The 22266-nt window shown below is 71.9% G+C and carries 18 protein-coding genes and 3 pseudogenes; 8 read left to right on the top strand and 13 right to left on the bottom strand.

What is annotated here, in order from left to right; genetic code table 11:
* Nucleotides 1–661 (top strand): annotated as a pseudogene (locus M878_RS000000101760) (lysylphosphatidylglycerol synthase domain-containing protein); the annotation flags it as partial.
* Here M878_RS000000101760 and M878_RS93780 read toward each other — a convergent pair.
* Nucleotides 547–1317: pseudogene (locus M878_RS93780) on the bottom strand (creatininase family protein); the annotation flags it as partial. The pseudogenes M878_RS000000101760 and M878_RS93780 sit on opposite strands and share 115 nt — an antisense overlap.
* Nucleotides 1318–1355: 38 nt before the next feature.
* Between M878_RS93780 and ribA the strand changes: the two are divergent.
* Nucleotides 1356–2027, top strand: a complete 672-nt coding sequence (gene ribA / locus M878_RS56750) for a GTP cyclohydrolase II (RefSeq protein ID WP_023545412.1) — start codon at nucleotides 1356–1358, stop codon at nucleotides 2025–2027.
* A gap of 60 nt (nucleotides 2028–2087) precedes the next feature.
* Here the strand turns inward: ribA and M878_RS56745 are convergent, their stop codons facing one another.
* The 3 genes from M878_RS56745 to M878_RS56735 all read right to left on the bottom strand — a co-directional run bounded on the left by M878_RS56745 (nucleotide 2088) and on the right by M878_RS56735 (nucleotide 5495).
* A complete protein-coding gene (locus M878_RS56745; RefSeq protein WP_023545411.1) occupies nucleotides 2088–3311 on the bottom strand; it encodes a serine hydrolase domain-containing protein in 1224 nt (407 codons plus the stop codon).
* Between the two features lie 64 nt (nucleotides 3312–3375).
* The gene (locus M878_RS56740) at nucleotides 3376–4917 is read right to left on the bottom strand and encodes an MFS transporter (protein ID WP_023545410.1); all 1542 of its coding nucleotides are present in this window, start codon (nucleotides 4915–4917) and stop codon (nucleotides 3376–3378) included.
* Complete coding sequence (locus M878_RS56735) at nucleotides 4914–5495, bottom strand: TetR/AcrR family transcriptional regulator (protein ID WP_023545409.1); 582 nt, start codon at nucleotides 5493–5495, stop codon at nucleotides 4914–4916. The genes M878_RS56740 and M878_RS56735 overlap by 4 nt, the downstream gene beginning before the upstream one ends.
* A gap of 89 nt (nucleotides 5496–5584) precedes the next feature.
* Here M878_RS56735 and M878_RS56730 point away from each other — a divergent pair, with 89 nt between their 5' ends.
* Entirely contained in the window at nucleotides 5585–6022 is a 438-nt protein-coding gene (locus M878_RS56730) for a PPOX class F420-dependent oxidoreductase (protein ID WP_023545408.1), read from the top strand.
* A 14-nt stretch (nucleotides 6023–6036) separates the two neighbouring features.
* Here M878_RS56730 and M878_RS56725 read toward each other — a convergent pair.
* Nucleotides 6037–6942 (bottom strand): annotated as a pseudogene (locus tag M878_RS56725) (NAD(P)-dependent oxidoreductase); the annotation flags it as partial.
* A 101-nt stretch (nucleotides 6943–7043) separates the two neighbouring features.
* On the opposite strand from M878_RS56725, the gene M878_RS56720 reads away from it, so the two are divergent.
* Both M878_RS56720 and M878_RS56715 read left to right on the top strand, forming a co-directional pair.
* A complete protein-coding gene (locus tag M878_RS56720; RefSeq protein WP_031224333.1) occupies nucleotides 7044–7640 on the top strand; it encodes a TetR/AcrR family transcriptional regulator in 597 nt (198 codons plus the stop codon).
* Nucleotides 7641–7740: 100 nt separating this feature from the next.
* Nucleotides 7741–8082, top strand: coding sequence for a VOC family protein (locus M878_RS56715; RefSeq protein WP_031224331.1), 342 nt, complete (start codon nucleotides 7741–7743; stop codon nucleotides 8080–8082).
* A gap of 100 nt (nucleotides 8083–8182) precedes the next feature.
* On the opposite strand, the gene M878_RS56710 is transcribed toward M878_RS56715, so the two are convergent.
* Both M878_RS56710 and M878_RS56705 read right to left on the bottom strand, forming a co-directional pair.
* Complete coding sequence (locus M878_RS56710) at nucleotides 8183–9541, bottom strand: MFS transporter (RefSeq protein ID WP_023545404.1); 1359 nt, start codon at nucleotides 9539–9541, stop codon at nucleotides 8183–8185.
* 104 nt (nucleotides 9542–9645) lie between these two features.
* On the bottom strand, nucleotides 9646–10311 hold the full coding sequence (locus M878_RS56705; protein WP_023545403.1) for a TetR/AcrR family transcriptional regulator: 666 nt from the start codon (nucleotides 10309–10311) through the stop codon (nucleotides 9646–9648).
* Between the two features lie 164 nt (nucleotides 10312–10475).
* Between M878_RS56705 and M878_RS56700 the strand changes: the two genes are divergently transcribed.
* The 3 genes from M878_RS56700 to M878_RS56690 all read left to right on the top strand — a co-directional run bounded on the left by M878_RS56700 (nucleotide 10476) and on the right by M878_RS56690 (nucleotide 15369).
* Nucleotides 10476–11369: a shikimate dehydrogenase gene (locus tag M878_RS56700; protein WP_023545402.1), complete on the top strand. Its 894-nt coding sequence runs from the start codon at nucleotides 10476–10478 to the stop codon at nucleotides 11367–11369.
* Nucleotides 11370–11457: 88 nt separating this feature from the next.
* On the top strand, nucleotides 11458–13332 hold the full coding sequence (locus tag M878_RS56695) for a bifunctional sugar phosphate isomerase/epimerase/4-hydroxyphenylpyruvate dioxygenase family protein (RefSeq protein ID WP_023545401.1): 1875 nt from the start codon (nucleotides 11458–11460) through the stop codon (nucleotides 13330–13332).
* 165 nt (nucleotides 13333–13497) lie between these two features.
* A complete protein-coding gene (locus tag M878_RS56690; RefSeq protein ID WP_023545400.1) occupies nucleotides 13498–15369 on the top strand; it encodes an ArnT family glycosyltransferase in 1872 nt (623 codons plus the stop codon).
* Nucleotides 15370–15391: 22 nt separating this feature from the next.
* On the opposite strand, the gene M878_RS56685 is transcribed toward M878_RS56690, so the two are convergent.
* Genes M878_RS56685 through tal form a run of 6 tightly spaced genes read right to left on the bottom strand, consistent with a single transcriptional unit; the run spans nucleotide 15392 to nucleotide 22235 of the window.
* On the bottom strand, nucleotides 15392–15979 hold the full coding sequence (locus M878_RS56685) for a histidine phosphatase family protein (RefSeq protein WP_023545399.1): 588 nt from the start codon (nucleotides 15977–15979) through the stop codon (nucleotides 15392–15394).
* Between the two features lie 6 nt (nucleotides 15980–15985).
* The gene (gnd, locus tag M878_RS56680) at nucleotides 15986–16864 is read right to left on the bottom strand and encodes a phosphogluconate dehydrogenase (NAD(+)-dependent, decarboxylating) (protein ID WP_031224327.1); all 879 of its coding nucleotides are present in this window, start codon (nucleotides 16862–16864) and stop codon (nucleotides 15986–15988) included.
* Between the two features lie 2 nt (nucleotides 16865–16866).
* Nucleotides 16867–18561 (bottom strand): glucose-6-phosphate isomerase, encoded by a 1695-nt coding sequence (gene pgi, locus M878_RS56675; RefSeq protein ID WP_023545397.1) that lies wholly within the window; start codon nucleotides 18559–18561, stop codon nucleotides 16867–16869.
* Nucleotide 18562: 1 nt separating this feature from the next.
* Nucleotides 18563–19489: a glucose-6-phosphate dehydrogenase assembly protein OpcA gene (opcA, locus tag M878_RS56670; protein ID WP_023545396.1), complete on the bottom strand. Its 927-nt coding sequence runs from the start codon at nucleotides 19487–19489 to the stop codon at nucleotides 18563–18565.
* Nucleotides 19486–21093, bottom strand: coding sequence for a glucose-6-phosphate dehydrogenase (gene zwf / locus M878_RS56665; protein WP_023545395.1), 1608 nt, complete (start codon nucleotides 21091–21093; stop codon nucleotides 19486–19488). Before zwf ends, opcA begins: the two co-directional genes overlap by 4 nt.
* Entirely contained in the window at nucleotides 21090–22235 is a 1146-nt protein-coding gene (gene tal, locus M878_RS56660; protein WP_023545394.1) for a transaldolase, read from the bottom strand. Before tal ends, zwf begins: the two co-directional genes overlap by 4 nt.
* Between the last annotated feature and the right edge of the window lie 31 nt (nucleotides 22236–22266).

Genomic DNA, 22266 nt, shown 5'->3' with positions numbered 1-22266 from the left:
GCCGGTGGCGCTCGCCGTGGTCGGCGCACTCGCCGTAGGCCTCGCCGTCCGTATGAACCGCGCGCCCTCGCGCCGGGCCGGGGGCCTCGGCACGGCCCTCGGCACGGCCCTCGGCGAGGCTCGTCAGAGCCTGCTGTCCCGCCGGGGCGGACCGGGCATCGCCCTGTCCTCCGCCGTCGTCCTGGCCGGGCATCTGGCGATGTTCGTCGTGGCCGCCAGGGTCGCCGGCTCCGCCGCTCCGGTCGCGGTGCTGGTCCCGCTCGCCGTCCTCGCCCTGGTCGCCATGGGGCTGCCCCTGAACGTCGGCGGCTTCGGCCCCCGCGAGGGCGTGGCCGCCTGGGCGTTCGCCGCGGCGGGGCTCGACGCGGGCACCGGGGTCGCCGTAGCCGTCGTGTACGGCGTGCTCAGCTTCGTGGCGAGCCTGCCCGGCGCCGTCGTCCTCGCCGTGCGCTGGTACGGCGGTCTGCGCGGCGCGACCGGCACGGCGGACCCCGCCGCAGCCGCCGTAACCGTCGGCCCCGCAGCGGACTACCCGGGTTCCCGCGCGGAGGTGAGCAGCGTGAAATACGACTCGAAGGATTCCGCCAGGGCCGCCAGCAGTTCCTTCCCCTTTTCCGCCGAGCCCAGGGAAGGACGGCCGATGACGCCCGATTCGGTATAGGCGGACATTCCCACGGTGAGCAGATGACGACGGTCGTCAGCGGTGAAATCGGCGGACTCGTAACCAGGGCGGACGAATTCGGGATGAGTGTGCAACAGAATCGAGGTCTCGATTTCCCCCGCGTGCATGTCGGTGAGCAGCGAGGTGCGCACCCCCGCCCGCTCCCGCGCCGCCTCCCAGTCCTCGACGGCCGGGAACAGCGCCATCCGCTCACCGCGCGCGGATGCCTCCTGGACTACGTTGCCCAGGACGTAGTTGCCACCGTGCCCGTTGACCACGACGAGCGCGTCGACGCCCGAACGGCGCAGCGACGCCGCGATGTCCGAGACCACCGCATGCAGGGTCACGGCGGAGATGCTGACGGTCCCCGGCCATTGCGCATGTTCGTGCGAGCAGGAGACCGTCACCGGAGGAAGGAGGTGCACCGGGTACGCGGCGGCGATCTCCCGCGCCACGGCACAGGCGACCAGCGTGTCGGTCGCCAGCGGAAGGAACGGACCGTGCTGTTCGAAACTGCCGACGGGAAGGACGGCGACCTGTGCTGAGACGCCCGCCCCCCGCGCCCTCACGTCGTCCGTGGTGTCCGTCGGGACCACCCCGTACGCCACGCTGTTCGTCCCCCCGCCTGCCGCCGCACGCGCGCCCGAACCACTCATCTTTTCATGGCCTTTCGTCTCTGTTTAGGAATCAGATCATGACAGAAAACACCGGCGTCAACCTCGGCGTACTCGGCACGAAGTCCTCGCGGCGTTCGGGTGCGGAACGTGTGGTGAATGCGCCGCTGCCCACCGTGTACGGGAAATTCCAGGCGATCGGCTACCTGGACCACGACCGCGGTGACGAGCAAGTGGCTCTGGTGTACGGCGAGATCGGCACCGAGAACGTACTGACCCGGCTGCACTCGGAGTGCCTGACCGGGGACGCGTTCGGCTCCCGGCACTGCGAGTGCGGCGACCAGCTGGCGTCGGCGCTGCGCGCCGTCGTCGCCGAAGGCAGCGGCATCGTCGTCTACTTGAGGGGCCACGAGGGCCGCGGCATCGGACTGCTCGCCAAGCTGCGTGCGATGGCCCTGCAGGCGGAGGGCCTGGACACGGTGGAGGCGAACCTCGCGCTCGGCCTGCCCGTCGACGCCCGCGACTACCGCGTCGCGGCCGAGATCCTGCGCGACCTCGGGGTGCGCTCGGTACGCCTGATGTCCAACAACCCGCGCAAGCGGGAGGCGCTGGTACGGCACGGCGTCCAGGTCGCCGAGCGGGTGCCGCTGCTGATCGAGCCGTGCGAGAGCAACATCACCTATCTGCGCACCAAGCGGGAGCGGCTGGACCACATCCTGCCCCATCTGGACGCCGTCGCCCACGGCTCCTGAAGACTGGACGGCCGGCTCGGCGCCCGCCGCCTCCCCCACGGGCGGCGGGCCCCCGGCCGGTCAGTCCACCAGCGCCTCGTGCACCAGCCGCCGCAGCTCCGGGAAGATCTTCAGCGTCTTCGGGCGCACCTGCGTCATGAACTGCACGGTCAGCTCCTGCGCCGGATCGACCCAGAACGCGGTCGTGGCCGCGCCCGTCCAGCCGTACGTGCCGAGGCTGGACGGGGCCAGGGTGCGGGACGGGTCGGTCACCACCGACACGTTGAAGCCGAAGCCGAGCCCGTCGTTGCCTGGCTCCTGGTGGACGGGGGCGCCGAAGGTGCGCAGGACGGCGTCGCCGGGCAGCTGGTTGCGGGTCATCAGCGCGACCGAGTCCGCGGACAGCAGCCGGACGCCGTCCAGTTCGCCGCCGCGGCGCAGCATCTCCATGAACCGGTGGAAGTCGTACGCCGAGGAGACCAGGCCGCCGCTGCCGGACAGGAACCGCGGCCGGCCGCGCACCGGCAGCCCCGGCACCGGCGTGATCCCGCCGTCGTCGGTCTCGCCGTACAACTCGGCCAGCCTGTCCGCCTGTCCGGGCTCGATGTGGAAGCCGGTGTCGGTCATGCCGAGCGGACGCAGGATCCGTTCGGCGAAGAACGTGTCCAGCGGCCGCCCCGACACCACCTCGATCACCCGGCCCAGCACATTCGAGGCGACCGAGTAGTTCCACTGTGTGCCCGGTTCGAACTGCAACGGCCTTCGCGCGTACACCTCGACCGTCTCGGCCAGATCCGCGCCCGGCGGGACCGAGTACTCCAGCCCGGACGCGCGATAGAGGGCGTCGACCGGGTGCCGGTGGTAGAAACCGAACGTCAGGCCCGCGGTGTGGGTGAGCAGATGCCGGATCAGGATCGGGCCGGCCGCCGGGCGGGTGCGCATGTCCGTGCCCGAACCGCTCTCGTACACAACGGGTTCGGCGAACGCCGGCACGTAGCGGTGAAGCGGGTCGTCCAGCGACAGCCCGCCCTCCTCCGCCAGCAGCAGCACGGCGACCGCTGTGACCGGCTTGGTCATCGAGTAGATCCGCCACAGGGTGTCCGTCTCGACCGGCAGCCCGGCCGCCACATCGCGCCGGCCGTACGTGGTGAGATGGGCGATCCGGCCGCCGCGGGACACGGCCACGAGAAAGCCGGGCAGCCGGCCCCGGTCGACATATTCGGCGACCTCCCGGTCCAGGCGGTCCAGCGCCTTGCCGTCCAGCCCCGCCTCGTCCGGGCCGACTTCCTGCCGCAGCTCTGCCATCGCTCTCCTCCGGTCGCCTGGTCCACGGTGTCTCCCCGACTTCCGCCGGGAACACACCCGTTGCTCATCGTCCCGCAGGAGCACCACCACGGACCCGCTCATCAGCGGCGTGTGTGATCGACGCGACGCCATCGGCGGCGGACGTGGCACGCTCGCCGCCGGCCCCCGGGAGCGCCTCCTCGCCGTCGGTTCCGGGCAGCGCACGCGCCAGCGGCACGCCCAGCGCCGCGACCGCCGCCAGCGCGAGCAGTGCGGGCCCGGTTCCGGTGCCCATCAGCGTGCTCGCCGTCGCCACCCCCACCGCCGGGCCGACGTTCAGCGCCGTCTGCTGCAGCCCGCCAGCCACTCCGGCATCCGTCACCTCAGCCCGTCGTACGACCACCTGGGTGGCCGCCACCATCACCGTCCCGAACCCGGCGCCGAGCAGCGCGAACGCGCAGCCGAACGCCGGCGCGGATGTGGCCCCGGACAGCACGAGGACACCGAGCGCGAGCAGCGCCGTCGCCGCCGTCGTCGTACCGCGCGCCCCGAGGCGGCGCAGCAGTACGGGGCACAGCGCGGCGGACGCCACCATCAGCACCGCCAGCGGCAGACTGCGCAGCGCGCTGTGCAACGGGTCGAGTCCGAGGCGGCATTGCAGGACGTACGTGGCCACGAAGAGGGTGCCGAACAGGGCCGCGGAGACAACGATCAGGACGCCGAGGGCCGCCCCGATCGCCCGCGAGCCGATGACCGCGGGCGCCAGCAGCGGGCTCGCCGTACGCCGTTCGTGCCGTACGAGGACGACGGCGGCGACCGCGGCGACGCCGAGCCCCGCCCAGGAGACCGGCCGTGCGGTCAGCGCCTGCACCAGGCAGCACAGGGTCACCGCGAGCAGCACGGCACCCGGCACGTCCAGTGGTGTCCGGGGGCCCGCAGGGTTGCGCCGCGTTCCTGAGGGGCGCGGGGCTGCGTCTGATGTGCGGCTACCGCCGTGTGGGCGCGACCGGCCACTACGGCGCCGCGGACGAACGACGACACATCGCGGCCGTTCCAGCGGAACGCGGGGGCCCGCAGGCGTGCGCTGTGGACGCGACAGGGCCGGCAGGCCGAAGACGAGCGCGGGCAGTACGCTGACGAAGAACACCGCCCGCCAGCCCAGAGTCGTCACCAGCGCCCCGCCCATCAGCGGACCCGCGGCCGCCGCCAGCCCGATCGCGGCGGTCCGCACGGCGAGCGGCGTGGCCAGCCGGTCCGGTGGGAACGCGGCTCGCAGCATGCCCAGCGTGGCCGGCTGCAACAGCGCCCCGAACACCCCCTGGAGCGCCCGCAGTCCGATCACCCAGCCCACACCGGGCGCGACCCCGATCCCCGCTGACGCCGCCCCGAACCCCAGCATGCCGAGCGCGAACACCCGCCGCTGACCGTACCGGTCACCGAGCCGCCCCGCGAACACCAGCAGACTCGCCACCGCGACGAGATACGCCGTACTGGTCCACTGCACCTCGGCGAGCGACGCGCCCAACTCCCTTTGCAGACGCGGCTGCGCGACCGTGAGGACCGTACCGTCCAACGCGACGACCACCGCCCCCGCGACGCTGCTCGCCAGGGTCCACCGCCGGTTCACCGGCCGCCCTCCGCGCCCAGGTGCGCCGCCAGTACCGCGTCGAGCAGCGCCCCCAAGTCCTCGTTTCCGACGGCGAGTTGCAGGCTGCGCCAGCGCCACAGCTGGGCGAGCCCGTGCAGGTTCGCCCACAGCGCGCCCGCCACCCGGCGCGTGTCGGCCTCGGGCCGTGCCTCGCCGACCAGCCCCGCGAGCACTTCGAACAAGGGAACGCTTGCCTCCCGCAGCCCCAGATGCCCGCTCTCCAGCAGGTCGTGACGGAACATCAGCTCGTACATGCCGGGGTTGTCCAGCGCGAACTCCAGATACGTCCGCGCCAGCGCCGCCACCCGTGCCCGGGGCGCGGCCGGCGCGTGCGCGAGCGTCGTCCGCGCCCGCTCGGCCAGGCCGGTGAAGCCGCGCCGCGCGATGGCCGACAGCAGTTCCAGATGCGTGGGGAAGTAGCGGCGCGGCGCCCCGTGCGAGACGCCGGCGCGCCGGGCGATCTCCCGCAGGGTCAGCGCCCGCAGCCCCTCGGCGGCCAGCAGTTCCACGCCCACGTCGACCAGACGCTCCCGCAACCCGATGTCCGACTCAGTCATAGACGGTGTCTACCATTCGCCAGTAGACACTGTCTACCAAGTGTCTGGTGTGGGGAATGCGGTGCCCGCTCCGGCGAGTTGACGGTGTTATGACTCACGACACCACGCAGGACGCACTGCTCGAACTGCTCTCGGCGGGCCACGGCGGCGTCCTGGTCACGCTCAAGCGCGACGGCCGCCCCCAGCTGTCCAACGTCAGCCACGCCTACGACCCCGACGAGCGGATCATCCGGATCTCCGTCACCGACGACCGCGCCAAGACCCGCAACCTGCGCCGCGACCCCCGCGCCTCGTACCACGTCACCAGCGCCGACCGCTGGGCGTACACCGTCGCCGAGGGCACGGCCGAACTGTCCCCGGTCGCCGCGGACCCGCACGACGACACCGTCGAGGAACTGATCCGCCTCTACCGGGACGTGCTCGGCGAGCACCCGGACTGGGACGACTACCGGGCCGCGATGGTCCGAGACCGGCGCCTCGTGGTGCGCCTGCACGTGGACCGGGTCTACGGCGCCCCGAAGCGCTGACCCGCGGCGACCGGCTACGACACCCCGGCGGTCCGCGCCTCGATCGCGCGCAGCACGGCGACCATGTCCTCGCCGCCGTGCCCCTGCGCCACCGTCTCCTCGAACAGCGCGTGGCACACGTCGAGGAGCGGTGAGGCCAGCCGCGCCTTGCGGGCCGCCTCGGCGATGAGCCGGTTGTTCTTCAGTACGTCCAGCGCGGCCGCCTGCACCGCGAAGTCCCGCTCGCGCAGCTTCGGAGCCTTCATCCGGGAGACGCCGCTTGCCATGGGTCCCGCGTCCAGGACCTCCAGGAACAGCCGCCGGTCCAGGCCCTGCCGCTCGGCGAAGTGGAATGCCTCGGTCAGTCCGGTCACCAGGGTGATCAGGAAGAGGTTCACGGACAGCTTCATCAGCAGCGCGCCGGGCGCCGGCCCGCACACGAACGTCTCCCGGCACAGCGGCGCGAGCAGCGGTCGTACGGCGGCCACGGCGTCCTGCTCGCCGGCGAGCATCGCCACCAGCTGTCCCTCCTCCGCCGGGACCCGTGATCCTGAGACGGGCGCCTCGACGTACCGGCCGCCGGCGGCGCGGATGCCGGTCTCCAGCGCGTGGGAGTACTCGGGGGAGGTGGTGCCCATGTGGACGACGGTGCGTCCCGCGACGCGGGCGGCGAGGGCGGGGGTGCCGCGGCCGAGCACGGCGTCGAGCGCGGCCTCGTCGGCGAGCATCAGCAGCACCACGTCCGCCCGCGCGAACACCTCGTCGGCGTCCGCGGCGACCGTGGCCCCGGCCGCGCGCAGGGGTGCGGTGCGCTCCGGGGTCCGGTTCCAGACCACCAGAGGAGTGCCGGCGGACAGCAGGCGCTGTGCCATGGGCCGGCCCATCACTCCGAGGCCGATGAAACCGACGTTCACGAGGACCGCCCTTCGCTCCGGCAGCCGACTATGACCGCTGTCATAGTAGCCGCCGTTATGACGCCGGTCATAGAGTGGCGTTCACAGCGTCGGGGCCGCGGCGAGGAACGGAGGAACGGAGGTCGGCGATGGGCGAGGCGCGACGGGGGCCGCGGGAGCGGATGGTCTTCAGCGCGGCCCAGCTCATCCGGCGTGACGGCGTCGCCGCGACCGGTATGCGCGAGGTCGCCGCGCACGCCGGCGCACCACGCGGCTCGCTCCAGCACTACTTCCCGGGCGGGAAGGAACAGCTGGTCAACGAGGCGGTCGGGTGGGCCGGACGGTATGCGGGCCAACGGATCGCGCGCTTTCTCCAAGGGCTCGACGAGCCGGCACCGAGCGGGCTGTTCGCGGCGATGGTCGCGCAGTGGACCGACGAGTACACGGCGGACGGCTTCGCGACGGGCTGCCCGGTCGCCGCCGCCATCGTCGACTGCGCTTCCGCCGGCGGCTCGACCCGGGAGGCCGTCGCTGCCGCGTTCACGGCCTGGCGGACCCCGCTGGCCGAGGCCCTGACCGGCCTGGGCGTCCCCACAGACCGGGCCGACTCCCTGGCCACACTGATGATCAGCACCCTGGAGGGCGCGATCCTGATGTCCCGCGCCGCACACGACGTACGCCCCCTGACCACGGCGGTACGGGAACTGGGGCCGCTGCTCGACGGGGCGGTGGTCCCGGCCGCCTGAGCTCGGCCGCATGGGAACGCGGCGCCCTGGGCCCTGCCGTGCGGCGGGTCGTCGGCGGCCGGTGCTTGTCCGGCTCCGTTCGCCGCACTAGCCTCCGCGCGTGATCAACGGTGCACATGTGGTGCTCTACAGCCGGGACCCGGAGGCCGACCGGGCCTTTCTGCGCGGCATCCTCTGCTGGAACTACGTCGACGCGGGCCGCGGATGGCTCATCTTCAAGGCGCCCCCCGCCGAGGTGGCCTGTCACCCCATCGACGGTGAGCCCTCGCACGAGCTGATGCTGATGTGCGACGACCTGGACGAGACACGGCGTCAACTCGCCGAGCGGGGGGCGGAGTTCTGCCGCCCGGTGGAGGAGGCCCGCTGGGGCCGGGTGACGGCTCTCCGCCTGCCCGGCGGCGGCGAACTCGCCCTGTACGAGCCACGTCACCCGCGCCCGTAGCGGACACCGGCCTTGGATCGGCCCCCGGCCTCGGATCGGCCCCCGGCCTCGGATCGGCCCCCGGCCCCGTAGCGGCTCCCGGCCTCGGAGCGGCCTCGCCTCAAGCCGTGACCCGCTCCGCTCGTCTCGACTGCCGCCCGGCCCGCGCCCCGAGCAGTTCCGTCGGGACCGTGTGCGTCTCGCGGGCGGAGAGCGCGGCCAGGGCCGGCGGGAGGCACAGCGCGGCCGTGAACAGGGCCACCGCCGACCAGTCGTCGCCGCCCGGACCGGCGATCCCCGCGGCGAAGGTCACCGCGAACCCGGCTACCGCGAAGCCGGTCTGTGTGCCGATCGCCACGCCCGACAGCCGGACCCGGGTCGCGAACATCTCGCCGTAGAAGGCGGGCCACACCCCGTTCGCGGCGCTGTAGACGAGCCCGAAGGCGACGATCCCGAGGACCAGGGTCAGCGGGCGGGAACCGGTGGAGATCGCCCACAGATACCCGGCCATCGCGATCGCGCTGCCCACCGCGCCGATCAGGAACACCGGCCGGCGCCCGATCCGGTCCGACAGCGTGGCCCACAGCGGGATCGCGCCCAGCGCGGCGAGGTTGGCCAGCGCGCCCACCCACAGCATGAACGTGCGCGACATGCCGACCGCGTCGCTGGTGGCGTACGACAGCGCCCACACCGTGAAGACCGTGCTGACCGAGGCGATGAGCGCGCCCGCGACCACCCGCAGCACATCCGCCCAGTGCTCCCGCACCAGCACCACCAGCGGCAGCCGGACCACGCCCTCGGTCGCCGCCTGCCGGACGAAGGCCGGAGTCTCGCGCAGCCGGCGCCGGATGACGTAACCGGCGACGGCGACCGCGACACTCAGCCAGAACGGGACCCGCCAGCCCCAGGACAGCAGCTGGTGCTCGGGGAGCCCGGCCACCGGGATGAAGACGAGGGTGGCGATGAGCTGACCGCCCTGGGTGCCGCTGAGCGTGAAGCTGGTGAAGAACCCGCGCCGGTCCGGCGGCGCGTGCTCCAGGCTCATCGAACTCGCGCTCGCCTGCTCGCCCGCCGCCGACATGCCCTGCAGCACACGGCAGAGCACCAGCAGCACCGGGGCGAGCGAGCCGGCCTGGGCGCGGGTGGGCAGACAGCCGATCAGGCAGGTCGACAGACCCATCAGGATCAGCGTGAACACCATGATCTTCTTGCGGCCGAGCCGGTCGCCGATGTGCCCGAGGGCGAGTGCCCCGAGCGGCCGGGCGGCATAGGCGACGCCGAAGGTGGCGAGCGACAGCAGGGTCGCGGTGGCCGGGGCGGAGGAGTCGAAGAACACCTTCGGGAAGATCAGCGCGGCGGCGCTGCCGTAGACGAAGAAGTCGTAGTACTCCAGGGCGCTGCCGATCCAGGCGGCCGTCGCCGCCTTCCAGGGCTGGCCGGGAGGGGCGTCGGAGGCGGGCGCGGGGGCGGGGACGGACACGGCGGCTCCTACGGGGAAACTAATTAACCCACTGGATAGTTAGTCGTGGTGGGTGGGATGCTGCGCCCGCGCTTCCCCGGTGTCAAGAGTCCGTGCGTGCGCCGTCAGCCGGCCGCCCGCTCCGCCGTCAGATAGGCGATCACCATGTCGCCGAGCATGGCCCGGTAGTGCTCCCGCTGGGCGGGGTCCACCAGGTCCCGGCCGAACAGGGCGCCGAAGGTGTGCCGGTTGGCGACCCGGAAGAAGCAGAACGAGCTGATCATCGCGTGCAGGTCGATGGCGTCCACGTCGGCTGTGAACAGCCCCGACTCCTGCCCCGCTGCGAGGATCCGGCGGATCACCTCCAGGGCCGGCGAGCCGATCCTGCCGAGCTTCTCGGAGGCCGCGATGTGCTCCGCGTCGTGGATGTTCTCGATGCTGACCAGGCGGATGAAGTCCGGGTGCTGCTCATGGTGGTCGAAGGTCAGCTCGGCGAGCCGCCGGATCGCCGCGACCGGGTCCAGATGCTCGACGTCCAGCTGCTGCTCGGCCTCGCGGATCACCCCGTACGCCCGCTCCAGCACGGCCGTGAACAGCTGCTCCTTGCCGCCGAAGTAGTAGTAGATCATCCGCTTGGTGGTGCGGGTGCGGGCCGCTATCTCGTCCACCCGGGCGCCGTCGTAGCCGGCCCGGGCGAACTCCTGCGTGGCCACGTCGAGGATCTCTGCCTTGGTGCGGACGGCGTCGCGCACCCGTCCCCCGGGTCGTACCGGTTCTTCGACGCTGGTCATCGCTTTCCTTCGGGCCGGGGGACGCCTCGTCGGCGTGCGCTCGTGCGCGTGCCGGTGATTGTAGAAGCAGCGCGCCCGAGGCCGCCGGGGTCTTCCACGCGGCTTGCGCGGCTGATATAGCTAACGTACTGGTTCGTACATTAGCGCCGCCTCGGGAGGGCCACGTGGCCAAGGACGCGTATCTCGTCGGGCTGATCGGGGCCGGCGTCGGCCCCTCGCTCAGCCCCGCCCTGCATCAGCGGGAGGCGGACCGGCAGGGCCTGCGCTATCTGTACCGGCTCCTCGACCTCGATGTCCTCGGACGGGCGCCGGAGGCGGTCGGCGATCTGGTCCGCGCCGCCCGCGACCTCGGCTACGACGGGCTGAACATCACGCACCCCTGTAAGCAGCTGGTCATCGACCACCTCGACGCGCTCTCCCCGCAGGCCGAGGCGCTCGGCGCCGTCAACACCGTGGTGTTCGAGGGTGTGCGGGCCGTCGGACACAACACCGACGTGACCGGGTTCGCCGCGTCCTTCGCCCGCGGTCTGCCGGACGCCCCGCTGGAGCGGGTCGTCCAGCTCGGCGCGGGGGGTGCGGGGACGGCGGTCGCCCATGCCGTGCTCACTCTGGGCGCGGGGCGGGTGACCGTCGTCGACGCGGTGCCCGCGCGGGCGGCCGGCCTGGCCGACTCCCTCGTCCGGCACTTCGGCCCTGGCCGGGCGGAGGCGGCGACGCTTGATCGGGTGGCCGGGCTGCTTGGCGAGGCCGACGGCAGAGGGGGGCTGGTGCATGCCACCCCGACCGGAATGGCTGCGCACCCTGGACTGCCCCTCCCCGCAGAGCTGCTGCATCCCGGTTTGTGGGTCGCGGAAGTCGTTTATCGGCCGCTGGAGACAGAACTGCTGCGGGCCGCCGTCGCACGAGGCTGCGCCGTTCTGGGCGGGGGTGGGATGGCTGTGTTTCAGGCTGCCGATGCGTTTCGGTTGTTCACGGGGCGGATGCCGGACAGCGGGCGGATGCTGGCCGATTTCTCGGAGTTGGCGGGCGTCGAGAGTTCGGGGAGTCCTGTGGGATGACGGGTGCGGGTCGTTCGTGGTTGATCGCTCCCCCGAGTTCTCGGCTTCGCTCGAACCCGGGGGTACAGGAACTCTGGGGAGTACAGGTATGCACACGTCCATCGCCACTGTCTCCCTCAGTGGTTCCCTCACCGAGAAGCTCGCCGCCGCCGCTCGTGCCGGGTTCGGCGGGGTGGAGATCTTCGAGAACGACCTTCTCGCCAGCCCTCTCACTCCCGAGGAGATCCGGGCCCGCTGCGCCGACCTCGGGCTCAGCGTCGACCTCTACCAGCCGCTGCGCGACATCGAGGCCGTTCCGGACCACGTCTTCGCCCGCAATCTGCGCCGTGCTCGGCACAAGTTCGCGCTGATGAACCGGCTCGGCGCCGACACGGTCCTCGTGTGCTCCAGCGTCTCGCCCGACGCCGTGGACGACGATTCGCTGGCGGCCCGTCAGCTTTCTCAACTAGCTGATTCAGCCCATGAGTTCGGAATCCGGGTGGCCTACGAGGCGCTCGCCTGGGGACGGCACGTCAACACCTACGACCACGCATGGCGCATCGTCGAGGCCGCCGGCCATCCTGCGCTCGGCGTCTGTCTGGACAGCTTCCACATCCTCTCCCGCGGCTCTGAACCCGAGGACCTCGAAGGAATTGCGGACATACCCGGCGAGAAGATCTTCTTCCTGCAGCTCGCGGATGCCCCGCTGCTCGCCATGGACGTCCTGCAGTGGAGCCGCCACCACCGCTGTTTCCCCGGCCAGGGCGGGTTCGACCTCGCCGGGCTGCTCCGGCATGTCCTCGCCGCCGGCTATCGCGGCCCGCTGTCCCTGGAGGTGTTCAACGACGTCTTCCGGCAGGCCGACGCCGGCTCCACCGCCGTCGACGCCCACCGCTCGCTGCTGCTCCTGCGGGAGGCCGCCGGCGCCGGTGCGCTGCCGCCGGCCGTCGTGCCCACCGGGGTCGCCTTCGCCGAACTCCTCACCCCGGACGCCGAACCCGTCACCGGGCTGCTGACCGCCCTCGGCTTCACCCGTGCCGCCCGGCACCGGGGCAAGCCCGTCGATCTGTGGCAGTGGGGCGAAGCCCGGATCCTGGTCAACACCGCCGCCACTGCCCGCCGCGACGGCACCCGGCTCGCCGCGATCGGCCTCGAATCCCCGGATCCGGCCGGTGCCGCCCGTCGCGCGGAGGCCCTGCTCGCCCCCGTGCTGCCCCGCCGACGCGGCCCCGAGGACGCCCCGCTCGACGCCGTCGCGGCCCCCGACGGCACGGAACTGTTCTTCTGTGCAACAGCAACAGCAACAGCAACAGCAACAGCAACAGCAACAGCAACAGCAACAGCCACCGGCGCCAGCGCCACCGCCTCCGCCACCGTCGCCGACCCCGAACTCCCTGACTGGCGCGCTGACTTCACCGACCTGCCCGACACCGCGGTGCCCTCCGCCACCCGGATCGATCACCTCGCCCTCACCCAGCCCTGGCACCACTTCGACGAGGCCACGCTCTTCCACCGCAGTGTCCTCGGCCTGACCGCGCAGGAGAGCGTCGACCTCGCCGACCCCTACGGCCTGCTGCGCAGCCGCGCGGTCGCCGCCGGCGACGGGAGCGTTCGGATCGCGCTGTCCGTGGGCGCGGCGCCTGGTGACGACACGGTGCACGCCCAGCACATCGCCCTGGCGACGGACGACGTGATGGCGGCCGCCCGTCGCTTCCGGGACGCGGGCGGTCGCCTGCTGCCGGTGCCCGCGAACTACTACGACGACCTCGCCGCCCGCTACGAGTTCGCCGACGGCGAGCTGGACACGTACCGCGAACTGGGCATCCTCTACGACCACGACGCCCACGGCGCGTTCCGGCACTGCTACACCGAGATCGTCGGCCGGGTCTTCTTCGAACTCGTGCAGCGGGACGGCGGCTACCAGGGGTACGGCGCCGCTAACGCTCCGGTGCGGCTCGCGGCCCAGCAGGCCGGGCGGCGGTGAGGAGCTCGGAAGGAAGTGGTGAGTCCGCGGTGAGACCTCGGTGAGACCGGGCACCGTCACGCGCCGCCCCACGGCACAGCGGCCGATACTCGCACGGTCCGGGACATGCGCGTCGCCCCGGACCCGAGGGTCCCGGTCCGGACCCGTGCGCCTGGAAGGCCGTTCATGCCGAGCCCCGTCGCCCAGCAGCCGCTGAGCCACGCCCCGCCACCGACCGCACCCGCCCCGCCGATATCCACCCGCGCCGACCGCTACGAGCGGCCGGTCCTCGCCGCCATCGTCGTGCTCGCCGCCGCGCTGTGCCTGTGGGGCCTCGGCCACAGCACCTATCACGCGTTCTACGCGAGCGCGGTGCGCAGCATGACCGACAGCCCCTCCGACTTCTTCTACGGCGCCTTCGACCCGGCGGGCTCCATCACCCTGGACAAGCTGCCCGGCTTCCTGTGGCCGCAGGCCCTCTCGGCGCTGGTGTTCGGCTTCCACCCGTGGGCGCTGGTGCTGCCTCAGGCCCTGGAGATGGTGGGCTGTGTCCTGCTGCTCCATCTGCTGGTGCGCCGGTGGGCCGGGGTGCCCGCCGGGCTGCTGGCCGCCGCCTTCTTCACTCTCACCCCGGTGACGGTGGGCCTCGGCCGCTCGGTCACCGAGGACGCGCCGTTCGTGCTCCTTCTGCTGCTGGCCGCCGAGGCCACCTGGCGGGCCACCGAGCGGGCCCGCCCGCGCACCCTGCTGCTCGCGGGCGTCTGGGTGGGGCTCGCCTTCCAGTGCAAGATGCTGGAGGCGTGGGCGGTGGTGCCCGCGCTGGCCGCGACCTACCTCGTCGCCGCCCCCGTCGCACGGCGCCGCCGGATCGGCCATGTGGCCCTGGCCGGCGCGGTGACCGTGGCGGTGTCGCTGTCGTGGATGCTGGTGGCGGCCCTCACTCCGACCGGCGCCCGTCCGTACCTCGACGGGACCACGGACGACTCGCCGTTCGCGCTGGTCGTCGGCTACAACTTCCTGACCCGTTTCCGCGCCGTCGGCATAGACGCGGCCGGCAGCGGCAGCATAGTGGCGGACCGGGCGGCCCACGCGGGTCAGCACCTGGGACCGGGGATGGGCGACGGCCTGGGGAAGATGTTCAGCCCGGGGCTGGCCACCCAGACCGGCTGGCTGTATCCGCTGGCCGCGCTCGGTCTCGTCGGCGGGCTGCTGGCGCTGCGCCGCGGCCGCGTACCGCGCACCGACCGGCTGTTCGCCGGGTATGTGCTCTGGGGCGTGTGGTGCGTGACCTTCTTCGCCGTGTTCAGTTTCGGCAGCGTCACCGGCCACACGTACTACATGGGTGTCGTCGCGGTGGCCGTGGCCGCGCTCGCCGCCGTGGGGGTCGCCCGGGCCCGCCGCTCCCGCGCGCTCGTCGTCATCGCCGTGAACGTCGTCTGGTGTGCGGCCCTGGCGCTGCGGTACCCGCACTTCCAGCCCTGGTCGGCGCCGTTCGCGGTCGCCCTCGGGCTGATCGCCCTGCTCCTCGCGGGCCTGCGCCGGCCGGCCGCGCTGGCCACCGCCCTCGCCGCCGTCCTGCTGGTCCCGGCCGTGTGGACGGCCTCCGCGCTGTCCCTGCGCTACAACCAGCCTGGCGCCTTCGGCCGGGTCGGCCCCACCAGCACCCGCGCCGGCACCCCACCGGCCCCCCTCGGGCCCCAGCACCGGCGACTGCTCGCCTACCTGACCGCGCACCGCGACGGCGCCCGCTATCTGGCCGCCGTCCCCGGCTGGCAGAGCGCCGCGCCGTACATCCTCGCCGCCGACGCACCTGTGCTGCCGATGGGCGGCTTCACCGGCGAGGTCCCGTACCCGGCGCCAGCCGCCTTCCGCCACCTCCTGGACACCGGACAGCTGCGGTACGTCGTCCTGACCGCCGGTACCTTCCGGGCCCGCACCCCGGCCGGGGACCTGGCCCGATGGACCGCCGCCCACTGCGCGCTCGTCCCGTCGGCCGCCTACGACCCCCTCGACCGGACCCGGCTGCTGTACCACTGCGGCCCGGCCCACCAGGGGTGAACCGGGCCGTGTGAAGGGGCCGTTACGGCCGCCTGTTCCACTCCGCGATCACGGGTCGCCCGTGTTCGGTGGACAGCCGGCTGACCGTGCCCGTGGCCAGCTGGAACAGCCGGCCCTCGGCGGGCGGCAGGCCCAGCCGGCGGGCGGTGAGCACCCGCAGGACATGGGCGTGGGCGACGAGGATCACGTCCCCGTCGGCCAGGGCCGGGGCCAGGCGGGCCAGCACCCGGTCGGCGCGGGCGCCGATCTGCTCGGGTGACTCGCCGGGATGGCCCTCGGGGCCCGGCGGTACGCCGTCGGTCCACAGGTCCCAGTCGGGGTGTGCCCGGTGGATGTCGACGGTGGTGATGCCCTCGTAGCCGCCGTAGTCCCACTCGTGCAGGTCGGGGTCGGGCACGGCCCCGGTCAGGCCCGCCAGTTCGGCGGTGCGTGTCGCGCGGCCCAGCGGGCTGGCCAGCGCGAGAGCGTAGGTCCGGTCGGTGAGCAGCGGGGCGAGGGACTTGGCCTGTTCCTCGCCGTGCTGGGTCAGGGGCAGGTCGGTCCAGCTGGTGTGCCGGCCCGACCTGCTCCACTCCGTCTCACCGTGGCGGACCAGCAGGAGGTCCCCCACGGCGGGTCAGCCCTTCGTCTCGACCGCGTGGCCACCGAACTGGTTGCGCAGCGCGGCGATCATCTTCATCTGCGGGGAGTCGTCCTGGCGCGAGGCGAACCGAGCGAAGAGGGAGGCCGTGATCGCGGGCAGCGGCACTGCGTTGTCAATGGCCGCCTCGACCGTCCAGCGGCCCTCGCCGGAGTCCTCCGCGTAACCGCGCAGCTTGTGAAGGTGCTCGTCCTCGTCCAGGGCGTTGACCGCGAGGTCAAGGAGCCAGGAGCGAATGACGGTCCCTTCCTGCCAGGAGCGGAACACCTCGCGGACGTTCTCCACCGAGTGCACCTTCTCCAGCAGCTCCCAGCCCTCGGCGTACGCCTGCATCATGGCGTACTCGATGCCGTTGTGGACCATCTTGGAGAAGTGCCCGGCACCGACCCGGCCCGCGTGGACATAGCCGTACGGGCCCTCCGGCTTGAGCGCCTCGAAGATCGGGTGCAGCCGCTCCACGTGCTCCTTGTCGCCGCCGACCATGAGCGCGTAGCCGTTCTGCAGGCCCCACACACCGCCGGAGACACCGGCGTCGACGAAGCCGATGCCCTTGATGGCCAGCGCGGCGGCGTGCTTCTCGTCGTCCGTCCAGCGGGAGTTGCCGCCGTCGATCACCGTGTCACCGGGCTCCAGCAGATCGCCCAGCTCGTCGACGACGGTCTGTGTGGCGGTGCCGGCCGGGACCATCACCCACACGTTGCGCGGCGCGTCCAGCTTCTCGACCAGTTCGGCGAGGCTCTTGACGTCGGAGACCTCGGGATTGCGGTCGTAGCCGATGACGGTGTGGCCGGCGCGGCGGATCCGCTCGCGCATGTTGCCGCCCATCTTGCCGAGACCGATGAGACCGAGTTGCATGATCAGTTCTCCTGAGCGTTCTTGAGGGTGCGGTAGGCGGCGACGAGGGCCGTGGTGGACGGGTCGAGACCGGGGACGTCCGCGCCTTGGGTGAGGGCGGGCTCGACCCGCTTGGCGAGGACCTTGCCGAGTTCCACGCCCCACTGGTCGAAGGAGTCGATGTTCCACACCGCGCCCTGCACGAACACCTTGTGCTCGTAGAGGGCGATCAGCTGGCCGAGCACGGACGGGGTCAGCTCGCCGGCGAGGATCGTGGTGGTGGGGTGGTCGCCGCGGAAGGTGCGGTGCGCCACCTGCTCCTCGGGAACGCCCTCCGCGCGGACCTCCTCGGCGGTCTTGCCGAAGGCGAGGGCCTGGGTCTGGGCGAAGAAGTTGGCCATCAACAGGTCGTGCTGGGCCTTGAGTTCACCGCTCAGCTCGCCGACGGGCCGGGCGAAGCCGATGAAGTCCGCCGGGATCAGCCTGGTGCCCTGGTGGATCAACTGGTAGTAAGCGTGCTGCCCGTTGGTGCCCGGGGTGCCCCAGACGACCGGCCCGGTCTGCCATTCCACCGGCTCGCCGCCGCGCTGCACCGACTTGCCGTTGGACTCCATGTCCAGCTGCTGCAGGTAGGCGGTGAACTTGGACAGATAGTGGCTGTACGGCAGCACCGCGTGCGACTGGGCGTCGTAGAAGTTGCCGTACCAGATGCCCAGCAGGCCCAGCAGCAGTGGGGCGTTGGCCTCGGCGGGCGCGGTGCGGAAGTGGTCGTCCATCAGCCGGAAGCCGTCGAGCATCTCGCGGAAACGGCCGGGTCCGATCGCGATCATGAGGGACAGCCCGATCGCGGAGTCGTACGAGTAGCGGCCGCCGACCCAGTCCCAGAACTCGAACATGTTGTCCGGGTCGATGCCGAACCCGGTGACCTTCTCGCCGTTCGTCGACAGGGCGACAAAGTGCTTGGCCACCGCCTTTTCTCCCCCATTCTCGAATTCGCTCGAATGGGAGGTGCCCCCATCGTCGAAGGCCTTCAGCAGCCAGGAGCGCGCCGAGGTGGCGTTCGTGATCGTCTCGATCGTGGTGAACGTCTTGGACGCCACGATGAACAGGGTCTCCGCCGGGTCCAGGTCGCGGGTGGCCTCGTGCAGGTCGGCGCCGTCCACGTTCGACACGAACCGGAACGTCAACTCCCGTGCGGTGTACGGGCGCAGCACCTCGTAGGCCATCGCCGGGCCGAGGTCGGAGCCGCCGATGCCGATGTTGACGACGTTCCTGATCCGCTTGCCGGTGTGGCCGAGCCACTCGCCGGAGCGGATCCGGTCGGCGAAGCCGGCCATCTTGTCCAGCACCGCGTGCACCTTCGGGACGACATTCTCGCCGTCGACCTCGATCACCGCGTCCCGCGGGGCGCGCAGCGCGGTGTGCAGCACCGCCCGCCGCTCGGTGACGTTGATCTTCTCGCCGCGGAACATGGCGTCACGCAGCGCGAACACGCCCGTGGCGGTGGCGAGTTCCTGGAGCAGGGCCAGGGTCTCGTCGGTGATCAGGTGCTTGCTGTAGTCGAGGTACAGGTCGCCGGCCCGTACGGCATACCGCTGGGCGCGGCCGGGGTCCGCCGCGAACAGCTCGCGCAGATGCGGCTGCCCCTCGGCGCGGTGGTCGGCGAGCGCCGTCCACTGGGGCCGGTGGGTGAGCTTCGGAAACTCGGACTCTGCCATGTCAGGCGTTCTCCTTGACGGCCTCGCCCTTGAGGGCGATGGCGTACATCTCGTCGGCGTCGAGGCGGCGCAGCTCCTCGGCGATGAGTTCGGAGGTGGGGCGGACTTTCAGGGCCAGGGTGCGCGGCGGCTGGCCCGGCAGGGTCAGGGTCGCGAGGGGGCCTTCGGGGCGGTCGATGACGATCTCGCCGCCCGCGGTGCCGAGGCGCACGGCCGTGACGACCGGGCCCGCGGTGACCACGCGGTCCACCGGGACGTTCAGGCGGGCCTCCAGCCAGCGCGAGAGCAGCTCGGCGCTGGGGTTGTCGGCCTCGGCCTCGACGGCCGCCGAGGTCACCTGGGTCCGGGCCTGGTCCAGGGCGGCGGCCAGCATCGACCGCCACAGGGTGAGCCGGGTCCAGGCGAGGTCGGTGTCGCCGGGGGCGTAGTTGCGGGCGCGGGTCTCCAGGACCTCCATCGGCCGCAGAGCCGCGTACAGGTCGGTGATCCGGCGCTGCGCGAGCGCACCGAGCGGGTCCTCGGACGGGGCGTCGGGCGCGTCCACCGGCCACCACACGACGACCGGCGCGTCCGGCAGCAGCAGCGGCAGCACCACCGAGTCGGCGTGGTCGGACACCTCGCCGTAGGTGCGCAGCACGACCGTCTCGCCGGTGCCGGCCTCGGAGCCGACCCGCACCTCGGCGTCGAGCCGGGAGTGGGTGCGGTCGCGCAGGGTGCGCACGTGCCGCTTGATGACGACCAGGGTCCGCATGGGGTGCTCGTGCGAGGCGTCCTCGGCGGCCTTGATCGAGTCGTAGGCGTTCTCCTCGTCCGTGACGATGACCATCGTCAGGACCATGCCCACGGCCGGGGTGCCGATGGCGCGGCGGCCCTGCACCAGCGCCTTGTTGATCTTGCTTGCCGTGGTGTCGGTCAGGTCGATCTTCATGGCCTGCGCCAGCTCCGTCCGTCTCGTGCGAGCATCTCGTCCGCTTCCCTCGGTCCCCAGCTGCCCGACGCGTACTGTGCAGGCCTGCCGTGCGCCGCCCAGTACTCCTCGATCGGGTCGAGGATCTTCCAGGACTCTTCCACTTCCTGGTGACGGGGGAACAAATTCGCGTCGCCGAGCAGCACGTCCAGGATGAGCCGCTCGTACGCCTCCGGGCTGGACTCGGTGAACGACTCGCCGTAGGCGAAGTCCATCGACACGTCCCGGATCTCCATCGACGTACCGGGCACCTTGGAGCCGAACCGGACGGTCATGCCCTCGTCGGGCTGGACGCGGATGACGATCGCGTTCTGGCCCAGCTCCTCGGTGGCGGTGGAGTCGAACGGGGAGTGCGGGGCCCGCTTGAAGACCACCGCGATCTCGGTGACCCGGCGGCCCAGCCGCTTGCCGGTGCGCAGGTAGAAGGGGACGCCCGCCCAGCGGCGGTTGTCGATGCCCAGCTTGATCGCGGCGAAGGTGTCGGTCTTCGACTTGGGGTCGATACCGTCCTCCTCCAGATAGCCGACGACCTTCTCGCCGCCCTGCCAACCGGTCGCGTACTGGCCGCGCACGGTGTGCCTGCCGAGCTCCTCCGGCAGCCGTACCGACTTCAGCACCTTCAGCTTCTCGGTGAGCAGCGCCTCCGCGTCGAACGCGATCGGCTCCTCCATGGCGGTGAGCGCCATCAGCTGCAGCAGGTGGTTCTGGATGACGTCACGGGCGGCGCCGATGCCGTCGTAGTAGCCCGCCCGGCCGCCGATGCCGATGTCCTCGGCCATGGTGATCTGCACATGGTCGACGTACGACCGGTTCCAGATCGGTTCGTACATCTGGTTGGCGAAGCGCAGCGCCAGGATGTTCTGGACCGTCTCCTTGCCGAGGTAGTGGTCGATGCGGAACACCTGGTCCGGCTCGAACACGTCGTGCACGATCGCGTTCAGCTCGATGGCGCTGGCCAGGTCGTGGCCGAACGGCTTCTCGATGACCGCGCGCCGCCAGGAACCCTTGGGCGGGCTCGCCAGGCCGTGCTTCTTCAGCTGCTGCACGACCTTCGGGAAGAACTTCGGCGGCACCGAGAGATAGAACGCGAAGTTGCCGCCGGTGCCGCGGGAGGCGTCCAGCTCCTCGACGGCGTCCTTCAGCTGCTTGAACGCGGTGTCGTCGTCGAAGTCGCCGGGGATGAACCGCATGCCCTCGGCTAGCTGCTGCCACACCTCCTCGCGGAACGGGGTGCGGGCGTGCTCGCGCACGGAGTCGTGCACGACCTGCGCGAAGTCCTGGTCCTCCCACTCCCGGCGGGCGAAGCCGACGAGGGAGAAGCCCGGCGGCAGCAGACCGCGGTTGGCGAGGTCGTACACCGCCGGCATCAGCTTCTTGCGGGAGAGGTCACCGGTCACACCGAAGATGACCAGCCCGGACGGGCCCGCGATCCGGGGCAGCCGCCGGTCGCGGGTGTCCCGCAGCGGGTTCACCCAGTCGGCCGCCGGGGCCACCGGGACCCGCACCGTCTCGGGTGCGGGCGCCTGAGGTGCGGGTGCCTCGGCGGCGGGGGCGTTCTCGGTCATCGGGCGTCAACTCCCTTGCTCTTCAGGGACTTCGCTACGGCGTCCAGCAGTTCCTGCCAAGCCGCCTCGAACTTCGCGACGCCCTCGTCCTCCAGTTGCTGGACGACCTCGTCGTAGGAGATGCCGAGCCGCTCGATGGCGGCCAGGTCGGCGCGGGCCTGGGCGTAGCCGCCGGTCACCGTGTCGCCGGTGATCTCGCCGTGGTCGGCGACGGCGTTCAGGGTGGCCTCCGGCATGGTGTTGACGGTGCCCGGCGCGACCAGCTCGTCCACGTACAGGGTGTCCTTGTACGCGGGATCCTTCACCCCGGTGGACGCCCACAGCGGACGCTGCTTGTTGGCCCGGTCCCCGCCGAGAGCCAGCCAGCGGTCCGCGGCGAAGACGTCCTCGTACGCCTCGTAGGCGAGCCGGGCGTTGGCGAGGGCCGCGCGGCCCTTGAGGCCGAGGGCCTCCTCGGTGCCGAGGGCGGTCAGCCGCTTGTCGATCTCGGAGTCCACGCGGGAGACGAAGAAGGACGCCACCGAGTGGATCACGGACAGGTCGATGCCGCGCTCGCGGGCCTGCTCCAGGCCGGCCAGGTAGGCGGCCATGACCTCGCGGTAGCGCTCCAGGGAGAAGATCAGGGTCACGTTGACGCTGATGCCGAGGCCGATGACCTCGGTGATCGCCGGCAGGCCCGCCTCGGTGGCAGGGATCTTGATCATCACGTTGGGGCGGTCGACCAGCCAGGCGAGCTGCTTGGCCTCGGCGACGGTGGCCGCGGTGTCGTGGGCGAGGCGCGGGTCCACCTCGATGGAGACCCGGCCGTCACGCCCGGCGGAGGCGTCGTAGACCGGGCGCAGGATGTCGGCGGCGTCGCGCACATCGGCGGTCGTCATCATCCGCACGGCCTCGTCGACCGTGACCCCCCGTACGGCGAGGTCGGTGAGCTGCTCCTCGTAGCCCTCGCCGGAGCCGATGGCGGCCTGGAAGATCGACGGGTTCGTCGTGACACCGACGGCGCTGCCGCTCGCCACCAGATCGGCGAGGCTGCCCGAGGTGATCCGCTTCCGCGACAGGTCGTCGAGCCAGATCGACACGCCCTCGTCGGCGAGGCGCTTGAGGGCTCCCGGGGTCGCGATTGCTTCGGTCACAGTGATCATCTTTCCTTCGGGAAGGTAGCGGGTGTCGGTG

Origin of the sequence: Streptomyces roseochromogenus subsp. oscitans DS 12.976, assembly GCF_000497445.1 — a bacterium.
Lineage (GTDB): Bacteria > Actinomycetota > Actinomycetes > Streptomycetales > Streptomycetaceae > Streptomyces > Streptomyces oscitans.
Note: the sequence above shows the minus strand (reverse complement) of the source record. Positions and strands in the feature narration are given on the sequence as shown.

Bases quoted from the DNA above. Each gene is read 5' to 3' on its own strand.
- ribA (WP_023545412.1), top strand. From the start codon at position 1,356: ATGACAGAAAACACCGGCGTCAACCTCGGCGTACTCGGCACGAAGTCC.
- M878_RS56745 (WP_023545411.1), bottom strand. From the start codon at position 3,311: ATGGCAGAGCTGCGGCAGGAAGTCGGCCCGGACGAGGCGGGGCTGGAC.
- M878_RS56735 (WP_023545409.1), bottom strand. From the start codon at position 5,495: ATGACTGAGTCGGACATCGGGTTGCGGGAGCGTCTGGTCGACGTGGGC.
- M878_RS56730 (WP_023545408.1), top strand. From the start codon at position 5,585: ATGACTCACGACACCACGCAGGACGCACTGCTCGAACTGCTCTCGGCG.
- M878_RS56720 (WP_031224333.1), top strand. From the start codon at position 7,044: ATGGGCGAGGCGCGACGGGGGCCGCGGGAGCGGATGGTCTTCAGCGCG.
- M878_RS56705 (WP_023545403.1), bottom strand. From the start codon at position 10,311: ATGACCAGCGTCGAAGAACCGGTACGACCCGGGGGACGGGTGCGCGAC.
- M878_RS56695 (WP_023545401.1), top strand. From the start codon at position 11,458: ATGCACACGTCCATCGCCACTGTCTCCCTCAGTGGTTCCCTCACCGAG.
- M878_RS56690 (WP_023545400.1), top strand. From the start codon at position 13,498: ATGCCGAGCCCCGTCGCCCAGCAGCCGCTGAGCCACGCCCCGCCACCG.
- gnd (WP_031224327.1), bottom strand. From the start codon at position 16,864: ATGCAACTCGGTCTCATCGGTCTCGGCAAGATGGGCGGCAACATGCGC.
- pgi (WP_023545397.1), bottom strand. From the start codon at position 18,561: ATGGCAGAGTCCGAGTTTCCGAAGCTCACCCACCGGCCCCAGTGGACG.
- opcA (WP_023545396.1), bottom strand. From the start codon at position 19,489: ATGAAGATCGACCTGACCGACACCACGGCAAGCAAGATCAACAAGGCG.
- zwf (WP_023545395.1), bottom strand. From the start codon at position 21,093: ATGACCGAGAACGCCCCCGCCGCCGAGGCACCCGCACCTCAGGCGCCC.
- tal (WP_023545394.1), bottom strand. From the start codon at position 22,235: ATGATCACTGTGACCGAAGCAATCGCGACCCCGGGAGCCCTCAAGCGC.